Annotated in this window: 18 protein-coding genes, 1 tRNA gene and 1 pseudogene; 5 read left to right on the top strand and 15 right to left on the bottom strand. The window is 45.5% G+C overall.

The features are described from left to right. Window positions 1–25 precede the first annotated feature (25 nt). Both NYE74_RS29495 and NYE74_RS33445 read right to left on the bottom strand, forming a co-directional pair. The gene (locus NYE74_RS29495) at window positions 26–622 is read right to left on the bottom strand and encodes a hypothetical protein (RefSeq protein ID WP_278739333.1); all 597 of its coding nucleotides are present in this window, start codon (window positions 620–622) and stop codon (window positions 26–28) included. 35 nt (window positions 623–657) lie between these two features. Next, window positions 658–780: pseudogene (locus NYE74_RS33445) on the bottom strand (SDR family oxidoreductase); the annotation flags it as partial. Window positions 781–930: 150 nt separating this feature from the next. Between NYE74_RS33445 and NYE74_RS29490 the strand changes: the two are divergent. Further along, complete coding sequence (locus NYE74_RS29490) at window positions 931–1,125, top strand: hypothetical protein (RefSeq protein ID WP_036625709.1); 195 nt, start codon at window positions 931–933, stop codon at window positions 1,123–1,125. Window positions 1,126–1,215: 90 nt separating this feature from the next. On the opposite strand, the gene NYE74_RS29485 is transcribed toward NYE74_RS29490, so the two are convergent. The 6 genes from NYE74_RS29485 to NYE74_RS29460 all read right to left on the bottom strand — a co-directional run bounded on the left by NYE74_RS29485 (window position 1,216) and on the right by NYE74_RS29460 (window position 4,208). Then, on the bottom strand, window positions 1,216–1,548 hold the full coding sequence (locus NYE74_RS29485; protein WP_036625711.1) for a hypothetical protein: 333 nt from the start codon (window positions 1,546–1,548) through the stop codon (window positions 1,216–1,218). Window positions 1,549–1,758: 210 nt separating this feature from the next. After that, entirely contained in the window at window positions 1,759–1,995 is a 237-nt protein-coding gene (locus tag NYE74_RS29480; RefSeq protein WP_036625712.1) for a hypothetical protein, read from the bottom strand. 2 nt (window positions 1,996–1,997) lie between these two features. Then, entirely contained in the window at window positions 1,998–2,165 is a 168-nt protein-coding gene (locus tag NYE74_RS29475) for a hypothetical protein (RefSeq protein ID WP_164815204.1), read from the bottom strand. 301 nt (window positions 2,166–2,466) lie between these two features. Further along, window positions 2,467–3,204, bottom strand: coding sequence for a Fic family protein (locus NYE74_RS29470; protein WP_036625714.1), 738 nt, complete (start codon window positions 3,202–3,204; stop codon window positions 2,467–2,469). Window positions 3,205–3,390: 186 nt separating this feature from the next. Beyond that, the gene (locus NYE74_RS29465) at window positions 3,391–3,774 is read right to left on the bottom strand and encodes a DoxX family protein (RefSeq protein WP_036625715.1); all 384 of its coding nucleotides are present in this window, start codon (window positions 3,772–3,774) and stop codon (window positions 3,391–3,393) included. Window positions 3,775–3,884: 110 nt separating this feature from the next. Beyond that, window positions 3,885–4,208 (bottom strand): MerR family transcriptional regulator, encoded by a 324-nt coding sequence (locus tag NYE74_RS29460; RefSeq protein WP_036625716.1) that lies wholly within the window; start codon window positions 4,206–4,208, stop codon window positions 3,885–3,887. A gap of 168 nt (window positions 4,209–4,376) precedes the next feature. Here NYE74_RS29460 and NYE74_RS29455 point away from each other — a divergent pair, with 168 nt between their 5' ends. From NYE74_RS29455 to NYE74_RS29445, 3 genes are read left to right on the top strand one after another with little or no spacing between them, the layout of a single operon-like run. Then, window positions 4,377–4,613 carry a tautomerase family protein gene (locus NYE74_RS29455; protein WP_051985683.1) on the top strand — a complete coding sequence of 79 codons (237 nt, stop codon included), beginning with the start codon at window positions 4,377–4,379 and terminating at the stop codon, window positions 4,611–4,613. A 50-nt stretch (window positions 4,614–4,663) separates the two neighbouring features. After that, window positions 4,664–5,794: an MFS transporter gene (locus NYE74_RS29450; protein ID WP_278739334.1), complete on the top strand. Its 1,131-nt coding sequence runs from the start codon at window positions 4,664–4,666 to the stop codon at window positions 5,792–5,794. A 56-nt stretch (window positions 5,795–5,850) separates the two neighbouring features. After that, entirely contained in the window at window positions 5,851–6,336 is a 486-nt protein-coding gene (locus NYE74_RS29445) for a YcdB/YcdC domain-containing protein (protein WP_278739335.1), read from the top strand. Window positions 6,337–6,462: 126 nt separating this feature from the next. On the opposite strand, the gene NYE74_RS29440 is transcribed toward NYE74_RS29445, so the two are convergent. Further along, a tRNA-Glu gene (locus tag NYE74_RS29440) sits at window positions 6,463–6,531 on the bottom strand. 54 nt (window positions 6,532–6,585) lie between these two features. Here NYE74_RS29440 and NYE74_RS29435 point away from each other — a divergent pair. Further along, window positions 6,586–7,701, top strand: coding sequence for an SDR family NAD(P)-dependent oxidoreductase (locus NYE74_RS29435; RefSeq protein ID WP_036625719.1), 1,116 nt, complete (start codon window positions 6,586–6,588; stop codon window positions 7,699–7,701). Window positions 7,702–7,753: 52 nt separating this feature from the next. Here NYE74_RS29435 and NYE74_RS29430 read toward each other — a convergent pair whose 3' ends face one another. The 6 genes from NYE74_RS29430 to NYE74_RS29405 all read right to left on the bottom strand — a co-directional run bounded on the left by NYE74_RS29430 (window position 7,754) and on the right by NYE74_RS29405 (window position 16,991). Then, complete coding sequence (locus tag NYE74_RS29430) at window positions 7,754–9,112, bottom strand: glycoside-pentoside-hexuronide (GPH):cation symporter (protein WP_120460047.1); 1,359 nt, start codon at window positions 9,110–9,112, stop codon at window positions 7,754–7,756. 37 nt (window positions 9,113–9,149) lie between these two features. Further along, window positions 9,150–11,195, bottom strand: a complete 2,046-nt coding sequence (locus NYE74_RS29425; protein WP_036625723.1) for a beta-glucosidase — start codon at window positions 11,193–11,195, stop codon at window positions 9,150–9,152. A 222-nt stretch (window positions 11,196–11,417) separates the two neighbouring features. Next, window positions 11,418–13,880: a GH39 family glycosyl hydrolase gene (locus tag NYE74_RS29420; protein WP_036625724.1), complete on the bottom strand. Its 2,463-nt coding sequence runs from the start codon at window positions 13,878–13,880 to the stop codon at window positions 11,418–11,420. 200 nt (window positions 13,881–14,080) lie between these two features. Continuing rightward, window positions 14,081–14,926, bottom strand: a complete 846-nt coding sequence (locus NYE74_RS29415) for a formylglycine-generating enzyme family protein (protein WP_341005544.1) — start codon at window positions 14,924–14,926, stop codon at window positions 14,081–14,083. A 124-nt stretch (window positions 14,927–15,050) separates the two neighbouring features. Further along, window positions 15,051–15,686, bottom strand: a complete 636-nt coding sequence (locus NYE74_RS29410) for a glycoside hydrolase family 11 protein (RefSeq protein ID WP_341005418.1) — start codon at window positions 15,684–15,686, stop codon at window positions 15,051–15,053. Window positions 15,687–16,040: 354 nt separating this feature from the next. After that, the gene (locus tag NYE74_RS29405; RefSeq protein ID WP_341005417.1) at window positions 16,041–16,991 is read right to left on the bottom strand and encodes an alpha/beta hydrolase; all 951 of its coding nucleotides are present in this window, start codon (window positions 16,989–16,991) and stop codon (window positions 16,041–16,043) included. Window positions 16,992–16,996 lie beyond the last annotated feature (5 nt).

Raw genomic sequence — 16,996 nt, 5'->3', positions numbered from 1 at the left:
TTTTTAATCCCAATGCCCTTGGTGTTTATTTATTCGGTGAGGCTATCGTTAGTTTCCCTTCGCTGCGCAGCCACTCCACCGTGTCAGCGATGGTTTCTTGAAACGGTCTTGTGCGGAAATCGAGCTCCTGCCGTGCTTTTTCGGAAGAGAACTGATTATTGCGGGTTAAGTTGTAGATTTCAAATTTCAAAGCCTCAAGATTGGCCCCGCCTTCGGATTGGGCGAAACGGTGTTGCGGCATGGCCTGCATCTGTTCCGGCGTCAAAATGGTCTCGACCCGCTTGGCACCGCTGGCTTCGCTGATCAGGTCGAACATCCGCCGCATCGCTACCATCTCATTGCTCAAAATGTACCCCTCACCTTTTCGCCCTTGCTCCGTGCAAGCGATTACGCCGTCCGCAAGATCGCGGACATCCACTGCGTTGAAGGAGCCTTCAACACCCACGGGCATTTGTTCTTGGCAATAACGGATCACAAAACTCGTGAATGGCCCGAAGGCGCTGTCGTCGGGTCCGGATATACCGGAAGGATAAATGATGGAGGCATCCAGATCTTTGCCGCGCACCGCTTCCAACACATATTGCGTGGCGATGGCCTTGGTTTTTGCATAATAGCCGACCACCTGATCCGGGAAAACACTTCCGGCTCCCGGATCACCTGACCGTGCGGCGCTTCAAGAATGGCCCCGGTGGAGCTGACATACACCAATTTTTTCACCTGTTTGGTAGCGCACATGTCCACAATGTTTTTGGTTCCCGTCACATTGACGTCATATACTATGTTAATCCCCTCTCCTATCCCGAAATCATTGTTGTTTTTATCTGCCCCCTACCTTACCGAGAATTTGTTTATGAATTACTTAAGAAATGTTTGAGAAATGCTAATAAACGAAAAATGTGAAAAGACAAAATTTCTATAGGAGGTCACCTTATGAACGACAGTGAAAAAGCAGAAAACCAGCTCGAGCAGGCAAAGGCCAAAGACTCGACCAATGAAGGACGAACAAAGGCGTTTATGACGAAGGACGCGTGGAATCAAGACGGCAATCCCGCCGCGGCAGTTGACGAGTTTGGTCCGGAGATGGAACAGGAGGACCCGCCTACACATAACGGGGGGCCGATGTAGATTATGTTGCACTACATCTCAAGCACGAAAAAAGGGGCTTCCTCCCGCCCCCTTTTTCATTTGACCGATTTGCTTAAATGGTCCCCATAATCAGTCTGCATCTGAGTTTGACGTATTCGATGTTGTCTCTGGTTTGTCGGACACGAAAAGAGGATCGTTAAACAACGCAACAACAAGCTGTACGCCGTCGATCATCCCCTGCATGTACAAACGTTCATTTTCTAAAGCCCGCCTGAAGTGGTGTTTATCCTCCCAGTCCATAAACTCTGGCAGTTTCATTTTATCTATCCCAGGAAACATAGCATTAAAAGCTGTGCGTTCTTCGGCACGGAGTTTACACACATCAGGATGGCGTTCGATCCTGGCCGAAGCGTCGTCCACCCTCTGTTTTATCGCGTCTTGAAACCAAAGTGGAAATGGCATCGCGCTTAACCTCCTATGAAAATGGTTTTCCCGATAAGTCCATTATCAGCCTGTTATACTAACCACACCAGATAAGGTTTACAACAAAATGTAAACTTTTCACAAATGAAGCGGCGATATTTTCTTGTGTAGTGTATAAAAAAAACGCCGGGGCTACCGACGTTCCTATGCCAATGGTTACAATATGATGTTCGAGCCACATTAAACTTTTTATAAGCGGGATGGATTGTGAACCTTCAATAACTGAGTTTCTTGTTTATATTGTAGAAAAACCAGTTGAGTCTGTGTAATGCTCTGCTTAGCAAACTCAATTGCACGGTTCTTTAAAAAATATTCTACGTCTTGTCCTTTTGGACATGAAAAATCAGAGAGGATTTGTTTTGTTTTCTCCTCTCCTAGTTGCTTAATCATATCAAGCAAGGGGATTTCTAAGAAGCCCTTGACCAATGTTACTTAAAGATCTCCTTAATCTTCTCTCCTCGGATTTCTTTATGCGCTTTAGAGTAAGAAACTTCTTGGGAGCATTTACCGTCAGCATTTTCAAGCGCAGAAATCAACTGTTGGCTCGCTTTTTTGTCCCTGATAACAATGTCTTTTGTTATGCTACTTGTAGCCATACCGTTGACCTCCTTTCTGCCGCTAATATTATATGCAACTTCCCTTGCTTTATGTACCTTATTATAACTTTTGTGCCCAAAATGGCAACGAAATTCGCAATTTGTTGGATTATTTTTCAAAAATACTATAAGATCGATTTCAGGCATAATTTTCAAATAAAACAAGACGAATCATTCATTCTAGTCTTATCATACCTCTTTTTGTCATTTATTGGTTGACAGATAACGGCCTTGTATGGGACAAAAAACCGCCAGCTAAAAAACGCCCTCAACTTTAAGCACTGAAAGGACGCTTCATATGCTATTCTTTTGGTTTAAAGTCCGGAAAGAAATAAGCCACCATGGCCGCATACCGGTCCTGTGCCGATAAACACGTATCGATTAGATACCCTCTTTCTACCTGAAACTCCTTTAATCCCCGATAATAAAAAAGCTTATACTCGTGATCAATAATGAAAGGCATGATATCATGCTTCAGGCATTCTTTGAACATAATTATCCTGCCCACCCGGCCGTTCCCATCCTGAAAAGGATGAATGCTTTCAAACTTATGATGAAACTCTATAATATCCTGGGCGGTAACCTGCTTTATTTGGTGATAAGCAGCAAGCAGCTTTTTGATTTCACCTTCAACTTTTCCCGGTGCTGTCGTCTTGCTATCCCCAACTACGTTGGGTCGCGTTCTGTAATCTCCAACACGAAACCACTCTTTTTTTTCATCCGAGGTATTTCTCTTTAGGAGACGGTGAAACTCTTTGATCATTTCGTCAGATAAATCCTCCGCTGCATGGTCCAACATATAATCAAAGCAGGTAAAATGATTTACCGTTTCAATAATATCATCAACGTTTGCCGCTTCTTCCTGCTCCATATGAATAGTATTGGTTTCAAAAATATACCGTGTCTGATCCTCGGAAAGCCGGCTTCCTTCAATACGATTGGAATTATAGGCAAGCTTAATCTGGGTCTGATGGTACAGGCCTCCCTTTAAGTGCATCTCTTTTTCTTCCTGCAACAGTTTAAGCAATCTATGTTCCATAGGCACCGCTCCTTTCCTCTCATATTATTAATATAAATTAATACTGTAGCATATTTCTATTCTTTATCTTAATTACTTTTAAAAGTATTCCCCTGATTACATCCCCATATCCTGTCAAAAAAAGAACACCGGGGTTACCGACGTTTCTTTCAATCTCCACTTCTCCGCTAACTCCCACCTAATCAATTACCAAAACAAGCGGCGAACCTTATCGTTTCGCAGCCACAGTCCTCCCCAGGCAAGAATCGCCATATAAACCGCAAACAGCGTATGCGAAAACAAGGGAGCGTCCACGCGAATTTGCGTGGCGACCACACCGCCGTAAAAAGCGGTCAGCAGTACCGCACCCAGGACGGCCGTCCTCGGAATGGCGTACAGCACGGTAGAGAGAAGCGCGAGGATGCCAATGGTTACGATATGATGCTCGGCAAACCCGAGCGTCAGCGTGCCCTCCACAACGACGGCCGGCTTAAAAAGCTTGGATATGCCGTCGAACAACATAAACAAAATGACAATACCGCTCATAATTCGCCCCGTCCAGAGACGGCCTTTGGATATTTTTTCGGTCATCGTTCATCCACCTCGATCATGAATTTACACGTATCATAGCATGAACGACGATCCTTCGTTTCTTATGGATTGCCATCTTTTTGAGCCGCTGCCCTTCTGCATTCTCCAGCTCATTCCGAACGCTGCGCTAACTTCGCAAACGCTTCGCTGATGTTTTTCATTCGATCTTCCACTTTTTTCGCCGCCGCATCCAAAGTATAGCCATCATCCAAGAGCTCCTTGATTAAAAGAACTTTTTTCACGTTCAAATAATCATATTTTCGCGTGGTCCCCTCGGTTTCTTTTGATGAATGGATGATCCCTTTTTCTTCCCAGTACCTTATTTGTCTGGTGGGAACGCCTGAAATTTCAGATACTTCACCTATCCCGACAACCAATTTGCCCAATAAATCGAAATCCAAAAGGATATTTTTAAGCTCTTCGTTCGAGTTCATGTCATCACCTTCAATGAAAATAATGAAAATATTGCTTTGAAGATATTTTACCTCAAATGACGATCAGCTACAAATTTTAGTTTTATATTGACATTGATTGTAATTTAGTTACAATGAATGTTGTGATTATACGTTTGTCGCAAATCAATTACTAAGGAGATGTTATTTATGCCTATTATCAATGTAGACTGCTGGGAAGGTTTTAATGAGCAACAAAAAAAGGAATGGATTAAGGCACTAACCGATGCTACTGTAAATCTTTTTAACCTGCCTCCCGATAAGGTTTTGGTGATCCTGCGGGAAACGCCGTTGACCAATTGGGGGCAAGCCGGAGCAATCGCCGCTGACCCTGAATTTTTGGAAAAAAGCCGCATCACGGACATTTCACAGCAACGAAGCGAATAACCTGGAGGATTATTCCGGAGGGTGGTTTTGCAATTAAGGAGGACCTTTCATTGACACAGCTTGTTGAAAAAATTCATGCAAAATCGGATCAATACAACTACTCTCTGATAACGGCCATACTGACTTGGTGCGGTTTGGCGGTTGTATCGAGCCTTTACATCACGATTCCTTTGGTCTCCATCTTTGCGGATGCGTTTCATGCAGCACCGTCGCAATCATCCTGGGTAAGCAGCTCTTTCTCGTTCACCTACGCCATCGGTTTTCTTTTCTTTGGGACATTATCGGAAAAGTACGGAAGAAGACAAACGATGCTTTACGGTTTGGTCGCTTTATGCCTGTTATCTCCTTTGCTTGGACTTGTCCACAGCCTGCCGGGGCTGATCCTGCTCCGAGCCGTTCAAGGCTTTGCCGCCGCATCGTTTGGTCCCGTTGTCCTTGCTTATATCGTGGAACTGTATCCGATTGAAAAAAGAGTGACAACCATTGGTTTTGTCAGTACAGGTTTCTTGATGGCAGGCATTATCGGCCAGGTTTTCAGCAGTATGATCAGCATAAATCTTGGCTGGTCCTATGTTTTTTATATTTTGGGGGGAATCTATTTGCTGTCGGCTATTTTGTTCGGGGGCTTGGTTCCAAGAGGAGAAGTCAAAAAGAATCAAGTAAGCATGGGGAGTACATTCCGACAGATCCGGGCTGTATTTTCGAATACATCGCTGTTGTTTTGCTACCTCGTAACGATCACGCTTCTTTTTTCTTTTGTGGGAATGTACAGCACGCTGGGAAATTATTTAAGCCAAACTCCCTTTGCCTTAAGCAGCAACCAAATTCTATTGGTGCGGGCCGCCGGAATTGTCGGGATGTTAGCATCTCCGTTTGCCGGGCGGTTAGCCGGTAAATTTGGCGCCAAACGTGTTTTACAAGGCGGGCTGCTCTTAGCGACAGCGGGTCTCGTCATCATTGGAATCAGCTCCAATCTCCCGATTCTGATTGGTATGAGCATCGTTTTTGTTACGGGTATAGCGATTTCCGTACCTACCCTGATCACGTTAATCGGAAGCATCGCAGGTGAAGCGAGAGTGATCGGCGTTACTCTATACACTTTCATATTGTTTATTGGCGCTACTTGGGCCCATCGCCGCAATGAACCTGATGAAGTTCGGAAGTTTTATCCTAACTTTTGAGGTATTGGCATTCATCATAGGCAGCGGATTGCTGGCTTCGTTTCTGGTTAAAGCAAATGGTAATTCAAAGTGATACAAGTCCAAGGAAGGAAAAGAGCAAACCAAATATTTCGCATGAGGTAACGATTCCGGACGGATATGTCCTGAAAACTGTTCAAGGCCAAAAGCAAAACGCTGAAGATGTCTGGTGGTTCCGCTATGAAAAAGCATCCGGCGCAAACCATGGTCCGGGAGGCGAACATTTTTCATTTGTTATAACAAAAAGCAGCAATAAACTCCTGGGGGTTACTTGGATGGATAAAACTTTGGCGGAGGGAGAACTTCCAACGAAAGAAGCTGCCAAAGCAAGCGCACAACAATTTTTAGGCATGCTTGAGCCGGGCCTATTTGCAAAATTGGATAACTTATGGATCGACAAACATGATGAAAGCACCCTAGTAAAAAACGGAAAAGCCATTACCTTTGAACAAGAAATCAAATGGGTCAACGGTAGAGTTACCGAGAAGTGGCTGCATGATAGTTGGGTTAGAGACAGATCATAACATTAAAAAAGCCCTTCACTCGCAAAAAACGAATGAAGGGCTTCTCCAATTTAACGGTTGAAAGGTGAGGAGGAGTGAACCTCCATCTCCTTCTTAGCGGGAAGGTGTTCTCGTTAAACTATCACCCTACACAGGAAGGATTGAGACCTTCATCTCCTGCTTGAGAGGCAGGCGCCTTAATTAAGCTACTGTGTGAGAAAATTTTATCATATGTTATGATGGATGTAAATTATTTCTCAAGGTGGTAAGATGAAGAACCCGGGAACAGCAACGGAAAACGGCCGAAAATTTAGATGCTATATATGCAAAGAACCGAATCCGGTCGTCCACGACCACTATACCAAGCTATGCCGGGCCTGCGGCGAATACAATGAGCTGAAACGGACAGCCAGGCATCACCTGGACAACTATATCGCTCTGGTGACGGGCGGCCGGACAAAAATCGGCTATCATACGGCGCTGCGTCTGCTCCGCGATGGTGTACGGGTTATCTTAACGACCCGGTTTCCGTACGATGCGCTGCAGCGTTATATCAAAGAGCCCGACTTTGACACTTGGAAGGATCGTATTCATATTTACGGGTTGGATTTTCGCCAAATCGAAAGAGTCGAGATGTTTGCCCGCTACATAAACAAGGAGTTCCCTTACATCGACATTATTATCAATAATGCTGCGCAGACGGTGAGAATGTCCCCCGAGGAATACGATGGGTTGATGCTAAAAGAAGCGGAACTCCAAAAACAGCTTTTTGGCGGACAAGGGTCTCCGCAACTTGCCGGAGGAACCGCTCTTCCCCGCATTGCCAATCCGATAAGCAGTGAAACGGCGGATTCCCCGTATCTGCAATTGCTGAATCCGGAACGAAGCTTGCCGGCTTCCTCTTCCCAGCTTCAAAATTCATGGACGGCCGAGTCCCGGCAAATTTCCGTGGTGGAGATGCTCGAAGTTCAATTGATCAACGTGACCGCGCCCTTTTTAATCAATACCAAACTGAAAGACGCCATGATACGAAGTCCGCATCCAAACCGTTTTATCGTAAATGTATCCGCGGCGGAAGGCCGTTTTCAAATGAAAAGAAAAGGAGGCTACCACGTTCACACCAACATGGCGAAGGCCTCGCTGAATATGATGACTCTAACCATGTCCAAGGAATATAAAAAGGATCGTATCTTCATTACCTCCGTGGATCCCGGATGGGTGTCGAACCAGTTCCCGGAGCAGGCGAAGGCCCGCAAGGCGATCGAATTGCCTCTGGACTTTGAGGATGCCGCGGCCAGAATCTGCGATCCGATCTATGAAGGAAAAGATGCGGAGCGCCCTTGGACCGGGGTATTTTTAAAGGATTACAAGCAGGTGGATTGGTGAAAAAGAAAGCTCTCTTTCGTCGGGAAAGAGAGCTCGTTTGCGTTTCGCGATTTTATTGAACTCTTCTCGCTTCCAATTCCGCAACAATCTCATGATGCGGTTTCTCCCACCGGTACAGAGAAACCAAGATGAGAATCGACAATATACATAAAAGGATCGGCAGCCAAATAAAGCTGATTTCTATCATATGAAGTGCGGATGGCGTCTGAGTTTGATTGGCAACATAACCCCCTGCCGCAAGCAACCAAGCCGGAATCGCTCCGCCAAGACCGGAGCCTAATTTAATCGCGATCCCGGAAGCGGTAGAAGCAAGCAAGCCTTGCGCGCGGACGCCCGATTTCCATTCGCCATAGTCAACCGTATCGGCAATGAGTGCAAACAATAACCCGACCGGCAAGCCTAGACCAACGGCGCCAATGACTATACCCGTAAGCACCATGGCCGTACTATTACCGCCAAGATAAATAATCAACTGACCGAGCATGCTGATGGCCATTCCGGCGATCATCAACGTTTTTTTACTGAACTTCTTGGATAAGAACGGCACACAGATAATTCCCACCAGCGTCAACGAGCCGAGCGTATTGGCCGTAGTAACGAGGTCAGGCTGATTCAGATTGTAGGTAATGTAATAAATGCCCGACGACAATTTCACCACGTACAAGATAAAAAATACGACGCCCACTAAAACCCCGGCAAACCATGGCATATTGCCTTTTATCGCCTTGACGCTCTCTCGTACAGGCAATGATTTTCCCCCGGATCGATCCTGAACCCGTTCTCTCGTATTGAAAAATGTGATCAGGAACATCACAAGTCCCACTGCGCCAAACAGAATCATCGTATGGAAGAAGCCTTTTTGCTGATCCCCATTCCCGAAAAATGCGACAAGCGGCAATAACGTCAGATTGACAAGCAATCCGCCCAGTTGCCCGCCAAACATCCGAAAGGAGTTAGCTACCGTTCTTTCCTGAACATCGCTGGACAAGCTCGGAAGCAAGGTAGTTAACGGATTGTTAACGGCGGTATACAGGATGTTGGAAGCAATATAGAAAATGTAGGCATACGCCAGCTTCCCGGACGCGCTTAACTCAGGTCCCATAAACAACAGGATCGTCACGATGGTGAACGGAAAACAGGACCATAAAATCCACGGTCTTGATTTCCCCCATCTGGTATGCGTCTTGTCGATAAAGATGCCGAAAATGGGACTGTCCAGCATATCCACAAGTCTTGCAACCAGCAATAGCGTTCCTACGGCGGCAGCGCCAATGCCATAAACATCCGTAAAATAGAAAGTTAAATAAGTGGTAACCACCGCATAAATCAAGTTTGAAGCCGTATCTCCCAAACCGTAGCTTACTTTTTCCAATAAGGACAACTTTTGATTCGACTCTTCTCTTGTCGCCATTGTGCACCCTCCTGATGGGAACGTTTTCAAGGAGAAACTAGTGTAAGTAAATACTTCCCTTGATTAAATCCTTCTCCGTGCTGCTGGTTCCGATGTACACTTCATAGGCCATCTCTTCAAGCTCCCACCGGTTTGCGGCAGGATTGAACCACTTGATTTTTTCAACCGGGCAGGCGATTTCAACCTTCGCTTTTTGACCCGGCTTCAGCGTAATCCGCTTAAACCCGCGCAGAACTTTAACTGGCCGATCTATCTTGGAGTTGGCGAAACCGACATACAGTTGCACGACTTCGTCGCCCGTTACGTCCCCTGTATTTTCAACCTCGCAAGCAGCGATGATTTGATTATCCATTGTTTTGAAGGAAGCATTGGAAATCGCAAAGCTGGTGTAGGATAAACCAAATCCGTATGGCAAGGAAGGCTGGATGCCTTCTTTCTCCAATTTGGCATATCCGTGATAATAGTCATATTTGATCTCGGTTGCATCCCAATCCACTTGGGGAAGATGGCTTTCGCTCGCCGGTACCACAAAAGGCAGTTTGCCGCCCGGATTGACGTCGCCGAACAACGTTTTGGCTATGGCGGTGCCGCCTTCCATTCCCGGATAGTAGGCCATCAGGATGGAGGAAACCGACGGCTTCCATTCTTCAATCATGATCATATTGCCGCCGATCAATACCGCAACAGAGTTTGGGTTAACGGGGCCAACCGCGTTGATCAGTTCAATATCTTTCGTATGCAAACCAAGACTGTTTTTACGGTCCCCACCCGCCTTCAAATCGGCATCTTCGTTCGTGACGGATTCCCCTTCATCATCGTGGTCGTATCCTACGACAAAGACAACGGCATCAACGGATTTCGCCAATTGCTTCGCTTGCTCCAGGTCTTTACCGTTATTGAAGATCACCTCGGCATTTGGAAGTAAACGTTCGATCCCCTGGAGCGGTGTAACAACGTATGGCGGAAACACACGGCTTGAACCATGATCGCCGATATTTCCTTTGCTGCCGAGTTCGCCAATAACCGCGATACGCTTTGTTTTCGTTTTTGAGAACGGCAGGACATGGTGATCGTTTTTCATCAAGGTCATAGACTTCTCGGCCGCTTCCAGCGCTAATGCGATATGCTCTTGGCTTGCGATCAGGTCCTTCCCGTACGTATCCTTGTCTGCTTCTGTAAATGCCAGTAATGTACGGACAATTCTTACTGCCGACTCATCGATTTTTTCTTCACTGACTTGGCCGTTCCTTACGGCTTCAACCAGCTTGTCGCCAAAAAATTTCGTATGGCACATTTCAACATCCATACCGCCATTTGCCGCTTCGACCGTATCTTTGATACCCCAGGCAAAATCACTGACGACAAAGCCGTCAAAATCCCATTCATCCTTCAAAACCCGATTTAACAAATAATCATGATGCCCGCAATGAATTCCGTGGTACATGTTATAAGCACTCATCACACTGCCGGCACCCGCATCTACACAATCCTTAAAGTGCGGCAAAAAAACCTCGCGTTCCGTTCGTTTATCGGCGGTGACGCTTACCTTAAATCGAGCCCATTCCATGCTGTTGAAAGCATAATGCTTCACGCAAGCGATTACATTTTCTCCCTGAACGCCTTTTACCAAAGAGGAGCCCATGACGCCCAAGTGGAACGATTCCTCGCCGTAGACTTCCTGGCTTCTGCCCCAACCCGGGTTATACGGGAGATTAATGCAAACGCCGCCAAAAAAATTGCCGCCTTGCGCACGAACCTCTTTGCCTATTGCATGCCCAATGCGCTCTTCAAGTTCCGGGTCAAAGGCAGCGCCTCTTGCCATAGCTACCGGAAAACAGGTGCTGTTGCCGGATACGACTCCACGCGGGCCGTCGACAAATTTCATTTCCGGCACTCCCAAGCGGTCATTTCCGCCGGCGGGATAAGGTCGCCAGTTGTAATGTCTCACCTTAAAATCTTCCAGCATCTCTTCCATGGAGACTCTTCCGCTCATGAGATATACTTTTTCTTCCAAACTCATTTGGCTGACGATTTTCTTCGCCTTCGCGGTATAAGACAAGCGAACCTGTTTATTGGCCTTCATCCAATATCTCCTCCAATCTGTTTTTCAAATCTCTATAAAACCGCTTTCAAACAAATTTTAATGCAGATCCGTCCATGATTCCTTCCGATTTCTTGGGCAAGTGATAGGAAGATAAGCGCAAGTGCAGCGGATATCCGCAAGAAAAAATAAAAAACCAAAGAATTTCCCCCAAATGATCCAGGGAATTCTTTGGTTTACTTTTAAAAAGTAGTCTTTCAACTCTTACTTATAGAACTTATTTAAGATGATGCATTCAATCCCATGAACCGGAACATGCAAAGTAAGATGAAAATCGCCTGTTAAGGTGAGCTGTTTTAATTGCAGAGAAGGTCTGGATATATTTTTCAAGTAATCCGTTTCTTCATGATTCAGATCGGCGTATTCGCCCATGCGAATCCATTCGTCATAAGCGGATCCATGCTTTCGGTTAAGGCTGTATTGTTTGCATTTATACGTTCCGTATATATTTTGAAGGTGAATATTAAATAGCATATCATTGGATTCCTCAAAAATATCATAAGAATGCTGCTCCGATTGATCTCCCTTCATGAACAATTGGTCAGGGTAGGTGTGATTATAAGCTAAAATTTGGATATTACCTCCTTGTTTGGTCATGATATAATTTTTGCCTTTGGCAAACACGGTGCCGCCTAACTTAGATAAGAAGACGAAGGCATAATACGCGGATTTCTTGATGCCTTCCGTATTAACCAACCCTGTCCCCCCGAAAAAGGGATTGCTTTTAATATCCCATTCATAGAGAATATCGGAAGCCGATAAAAAACCGATGGCCTTGGCATGCACCGCCGCTGGATCAAGCATATTATCGATAATAAAAGTGGCCATAAAGGCCGTATCGTGAAGGAAGTTCGTCACATCCCAGCTAAAGTTCCAGCGTGTTACGATGAATTCCATATCCTCCTTATCGTGAGCTTTCAGCATGCGATGCGTCTTTTCCAGCAAATGCTTGGTATGATTTTTGGCTTCATATTGAAACGGAATTACCTTAATATCAACAGGACTTGTTTGGGACCGTTCCAGCCAATCTTTAAATTTGACGCGATTATGGTAAATATTGCAGCTGTAAAAATCAAGGGGCACCGCATTTTCTTGACAGAATTCGAGCAGTTTCTCAGAAAGTTGATCGTCCGTATGGAAGTTTTCCGCTGCAGGTCCCACTTTGAGCGATGGAGATATTCCCTTAATGAGCAGCGCCGTTTGCTTATATAATTCGAAATACTGTTCCAGCGTACCGCTCCAATGAATACCATGCACCGGAAACTCGGTCCATATTTGAAAGTACCATTCCGAAACCGTATCAAGGCCGTAACGATTTATGCAATTCATCATAAAGGATTGAACCAGGGATAGCCATTGACTCATTTCTTTGGGGGGAGAGGTATTTCCCTGATAATTAAAAAAACTGGTGCTTTTGCTGGCAAATAAAAGCGGCATGTAACTTAAGCAAATAAATGGTTTGAGTTCAAGCTCCCGCATATAATCCAGAATGTTGTTAATAAATTTCCAATTGAATTTCAACCCTTCTCGATCTTTCTGAATCACGTCCAATTCCTGGTTGAATACGCCTTCAAAACGTAAATATTCGATTGGGATTTCTTCCCGCATCTCTTTGATTTGATCGCGAATATTTTGATTTAACAGCGTATTGGCGGATCCAATGTTCATCATTTTGTTCCACACCTGCTTCAATTCGTATCCATCCGCTTGAATATCTTTGACAATGGCGGAATGGATCGTATGTTCCTCTATTGTTTTTAATTCGATCGGAAGCGAAGCGTAGTGATGAATCAATGGCTCGTTGGAAGCTCCGAGCAAATCCGGGCCGTCGTTATTCCCCTCTTGATACTTTTTGCGCAACTGTAGCGGGGTTAACGAAAATTTACTTTTGATGGCTTTATAATAGCTTTTTTCATCGCTGAAGCCTGAAGACAAGGCCACGTTCATAATGGATGTTCCCTGGTTTTGCAGCAAAAACAAAGAATACCTGATCCGAACTTCTTCCAAATAAGCTTTAAAAGTAACCCCGACGTTTTTCCGGAAGATGTCCGACAGATAAGATGAATTATAATGCTGCTCCCTTGCGATTTGATTTAACGTAACTTTCCCTTTGAAATCCAGTTCAACCCTGTTCAATATTTGCTGGACAATATTAAAATCTTTATTCAAAGCACGATTTTCCGGTTCCGGCGTGGGGAGCTTTCTACTGAAACGAGACGTTAAGTATCCGAGCAATCGAAGAACATATTTGTTCTTTGCCCGACTCCCTTTATTCGGATAGGCAATCAATTGACTGAATAAAATACGAACAACATCATACGGATGTTGATTGTCTTCACTATTTTTGAAGGATTTCAGATCATAATTCAAGCTGTAAAAATCGTGATTATGTTTATATATAAAAAGGCTATCCATATGCAATTGAATAAAGCGAGTATTCAAGGCTTGCGGAATGACGCGATGGGATTCGAAATGGTTGATTAGCAGAAGATCGTCTTCATGTAGATGATAATCATATGGGCCGATTGTCACTTTCAGTTTTCCAGTAAAGAGCCAGATGATTTCCAGACCTGAGTGTTGATGGAGCTCTTCGGAGTTAGTATCATTCATCATGAAATGGATTGGACATCCCGGCAGATACGGAATCGGAATAACGGAATACTTCAAATCTACACCCCCTTAATAAGCAATTATAACCAACCGGTTTGTTACCGAGTCTAATTAAAAGTGATTCACAAGTGGTCGTTATAAAAACATCTAAACAAAAAAAAACCTTGATATCAAGATTTGAAAGGGTACCTTATAAAACTTTAGGGATTCAACATACTTATTCGTATGTGAATCCCTGGGGATTGTCCTGTTACCGCCTACTCCCCCCGGCTCACCCGCAAACCTTGATCAGCCCCAAAGCCATTCGCCTCGAACTTGCCGCGAAAAGACAACTCGATGCTGTGAATGTCGCCGACCCAACCGCCGCCCTTTACAACCCGGTAAGATCCGCCGCTACTATAATCCAAATCGTCCCCGTACCAGTCCCAGCACCATTCCCGTACATTGCCCGACATATCGTAAAGCCCCAGCTCGTTGGGTTTCTTGCCGCCGACAGCTTTTGTTTTACTATTGTTGTTCTCTATGATGGGCCAGTTCCAGTCTCCGGATAAATATTGATCTCCGGCGTTTCGCCAATTCCAGGCTGCTTCATCCGCGTTATTGCTTCCGCTGTAGGTGTAGCTCTTGCTTATTTGGCCGCCGCCCGCGGCGTATTCCCACTCCGCTTCCGTCGGCAATCGGTAACCGTTAGCGCCCGCATTGATCGTTATGGTCCATTTTATATGATCGTAATCGCTCAGATTATTCGGGTCCTTTTTATTCTTATCTATATTGTAGTAAGGTACTAAGCCCTCTTTTATACTCCGTTTATTACAGTACTCAACAGCGTCATACCAGCTTACCATTTCTACCGGCATATTGTCGCCTATGAATTGTGAAGGGTTGCTTCCCATGACCTCGACCCACTCTTTTTGAGTGACCTCGTATTTGCCGATATAAAAATCCGATAGGATTACATCTTTTCCATAGTAATTGGACTTGGTGTTCTTAAAAGCTCCGCCTTTGACGAATACAAGGCTGTTGTTCTTGTCAGTCTTTTCTTGCGAACAAGCGCTAACCACAAACATGATTGCTATTAAAAGGAAAATCAATAGCCTTCTCACTGCTATCTCCTCCTTTAAAGCCATAGGCCGTCCTATAGTATGTAAATAAGTACCTTTTGCTGAAATAGTTAAGGCCGTCGGCCGCGAGACCGTCCGGCCTTAGACAATACCACTGATTAACCGCTTACCACACCGTTACGTTGGAGCTCCCGCTGCTTTGATAACCCTCCGTCGCCAATACCTGATAAGACCAGCTGCTTCCCAGATTCATTCCTGCATTTCTCCATGCATTTACGTGGTTGCCAAAATTGATAGAGACGTTGCTCCCGGTTGGTCTCTTTGACTGCCGCACGCTCCAGAACTGCTGGAATGTTTGTATACCGTCAATGGAAGGTGCGTTGTAGCGCATCGTCGTATATATGTCATAGGTGCCCCCATCGCTGTTCACGGTGCCTTTATACGTTCCGGTAGGTCTGTAAGTACCCCAGCTATCCACGACGTAATATTCGATGAGCGAGTTTCTCGTCCACCCGTAAAGCGTCAAATACGCATTGCCGGACGGCGCCCAGACACCGGCATTGTAGTTTACTGTTCTGGATGGCGATCCGGTAGTCCAGCCTTTACCGACAACAAAATTCCCGGTATTTTGCCATGTGACACTGTAATTGCCGCCGGACCCATTGACCGCGTTGACTGTCCCGCCGCCATCGGTCCAATATTGCCAATAGTCTGTCGCCGCATTTGAGGTTGCCGCCAACAAGCTAAAACTCATTAAAGCTGCCGTAAATACCGTCAACATTTTCTTGTTAAACTTAAACATGCATTTACCTCCTCAAATATTTTTTAGCGCTACTTTAACCTCTACCCTACTTCTTGCCGGTTGCTTCTCTTTACGGTACACCGCTTATCCTGTGTCGTATGCCGAGAACATCTTACTTCCACCTCCTTTATTAGAAAATTATAGAAGGTAAGCGCATACATTTCACTTCACAAATTAAAGATGTTACCCCCCTATTTTTTACATAAATGCATAGAAACCGCCGAAGAAGCGAGGTCATAACAGGTCCGGCAGCGTCTCCATAATGCGAAAAGCCGCCCTATTAAAGGACGGCTGGACGATACGACACTATGATATCTACACTTTATGAATTATTCTCCCTTTCCGGATAACCAATCAATTGTATAGGGCACGCTTTAAAGCCGCGTGATATTCTTGTATCATCCTCTGGCTGATCTCGGCAGAAGGAAAGTATTCTTCGCAGCCGTGAAAACATCCGGGATACAAATGAAATTCCGTTGGTACACCGGCCTGCGTAAGCCTTAGCACATAGTCGATGGTTTCATCGCGAAACGGATCCAGGTCACCGACACAAGTGTACGTAGGCGGAAGTCCCGACAAATCGGCTGCGCGTGCCGGTGCGGCATAGGGGGATGCTTCACCTTGTTCCCCTAGATACATTTCCCATGCCAATTGGGTTTTGGCTTTGCTCCACACTCTGTCATCCGTGATTTCATTGCTGGACTTGGTTATGATTCGATCGTCAAGCATCGGATAAAGAGGCATTTGGAACAGGATCGAAGGGCCGTTTCGATCTCTTGCCAAAAGGGAAACGGCAGCCGTCAATCCGCCGCCGGCACTGGGGCCCACAACCGCAATTCTGGATGAATCGCTCCCCAGTTCTTCAGCATTTTCGGAGAACCATTGGAGTGCGGCGTAGCAATCTTCAAGCGGAGCCGGAAAAGGATGCTCCGGAGCCAGCCGATAATCCACGGAAACGATGACGCATTCGATTTCCGATACCAGATGCTGCAAGACGGGGTCCATCATATCGGCAGAACCGAGGATATAGCCGCCGCCGTGAATATACAGAACGCCCGGAAGCGGTCCATTCTTCACTTTCGGTTCGTAAATTTTGATCCGGACATCCGGATCCCCCGCCGCGCCCGGAACATATCTTTCCGAGGTCAGAACTGCGTCATTAACAGGCAGCGAGGCTGCCGTACCGGCAGCAAACTCTTGCATCTCTTGCCTTTTGGCCGCTAAATTCTCCCTGGTGTAAACGGCTTCCGGTAAAAGGGAAAACATATTTTTAAGTTCCGGATGTACTCTTTCTTCCATTTTCATTGAAT

Source organism: Paenibacillus sp. FSL P4-0127, from assembly GCF_038007325.1.
GTDB classification, from domain to species: Bacteria; Bacillota; Bacilli; order Paenibacillales; family Paenibacillaceae; genus Fontibacillus; species Fontibacillus macerans.
This window is presented reverse-complemented; position numbering and strand designations above follow the sequence as displayed.

What these genes read in the sequence shown, in the direction of transcription:
- NYE74_RS29475 (WP_164815204.1), bottom strand. Translation starts at nt 2,165, where the DNA reads ATGGCTACAAGTAGCATAACAAAAGACATTGTTATCAGGGACAAAAAA.
- NYE74_RS29490 (WP_036625709.1), top strand. Translation starts at nt 931, where the DNA reads ATGAACGACAGTGAAAAAGCAGAAAACCAGCTCGAGCAGGCAAAGGCC.
- NYE74_RS29455 (WP_051985683.1), top strand. Translation starts at nt 4,377, where the DNA reads ATGCCTATTATCAATGTAGACTGCTGGGAAGGTTTTAATGAGCAACAA.
- NYE74_RS29470 (WP_036625714.1), bottom strand. Translation starts at nt 3,204, where the DNA reads ATGGAACATAGATTGCTTAAACTGTTGCAGGAAGAAAAAGAGATGCAC.
- NYE74_RS29425 (WP_036625723.1), bottom strand. Translation starts at nt 11,195, where the DNA reads ATGAAGGCCAATAAACAGGTTCGCTTGTCTTATACCGCGAAGGCGAAG.
- NYE74_RS29430 (WP_120460047.1), bottom strand. Translation starts at nt 9,112, where the DNA reads ATGGCGACAAGAGAAGAGTCGAATCAAAAGTTGTCCTTATTGGAAAAA.
- NYE74_RS29445 (WP_278739335.1), top strand. Translation starts at nt 5,851, where the DNA reads ATGGTAATTCAAAGTGATACAAGTCCAAGGAAGGAAAAGAGCAAACCA.
- NYE74_RS29485 (WP_036625711.1), bottom strand. Translation starts at nt 1,548, where the DNA reads ATGCCATTTCCACTTTGGTTTCAAGACGCGATAAAACAGAGGGTGGAC.
- NYE74_RS29460 (WP_036625716.1), bottom strand. Translation starts at nt 4,208, where the DNA reads ATGAACTCGAACGAAGAGCTTAAAAATATCCTTTTGGATTTCGATTTA.
- NYE74_RS29410 (WP_341005418.1), bottom strand. Translation starts at nt 15,686, where the DNA reads ATGTTTAAGTTTAACAAGAAAATGTTGACGGTATTTACGGCAGCTTTA.
- NYE74_RS29405 (WP_341005417.1), bottom strand. Translation starts at nt 16,991, where the DNA reads ATGAAAATGGAAGAAAGAGTACATCCGGAACTTAAAAATATGTTTTCC.
- NYE74_RS29465 (WP_036625715.1), bottom strand. Translation starts at nt 3,774, where the DNA reads ATGACCGAAAAAATATCCAAAGGCCGTCTCTGGACGGGGCGAATTATG.
- NYE74_RS29435 (WP_036625719.1), top strand. Translation starts at nt 6,586, where the DNA reads ATGAAGAACCCGGGAACAGCAACGGAAAACGGCCGAAAATTTAGATGC.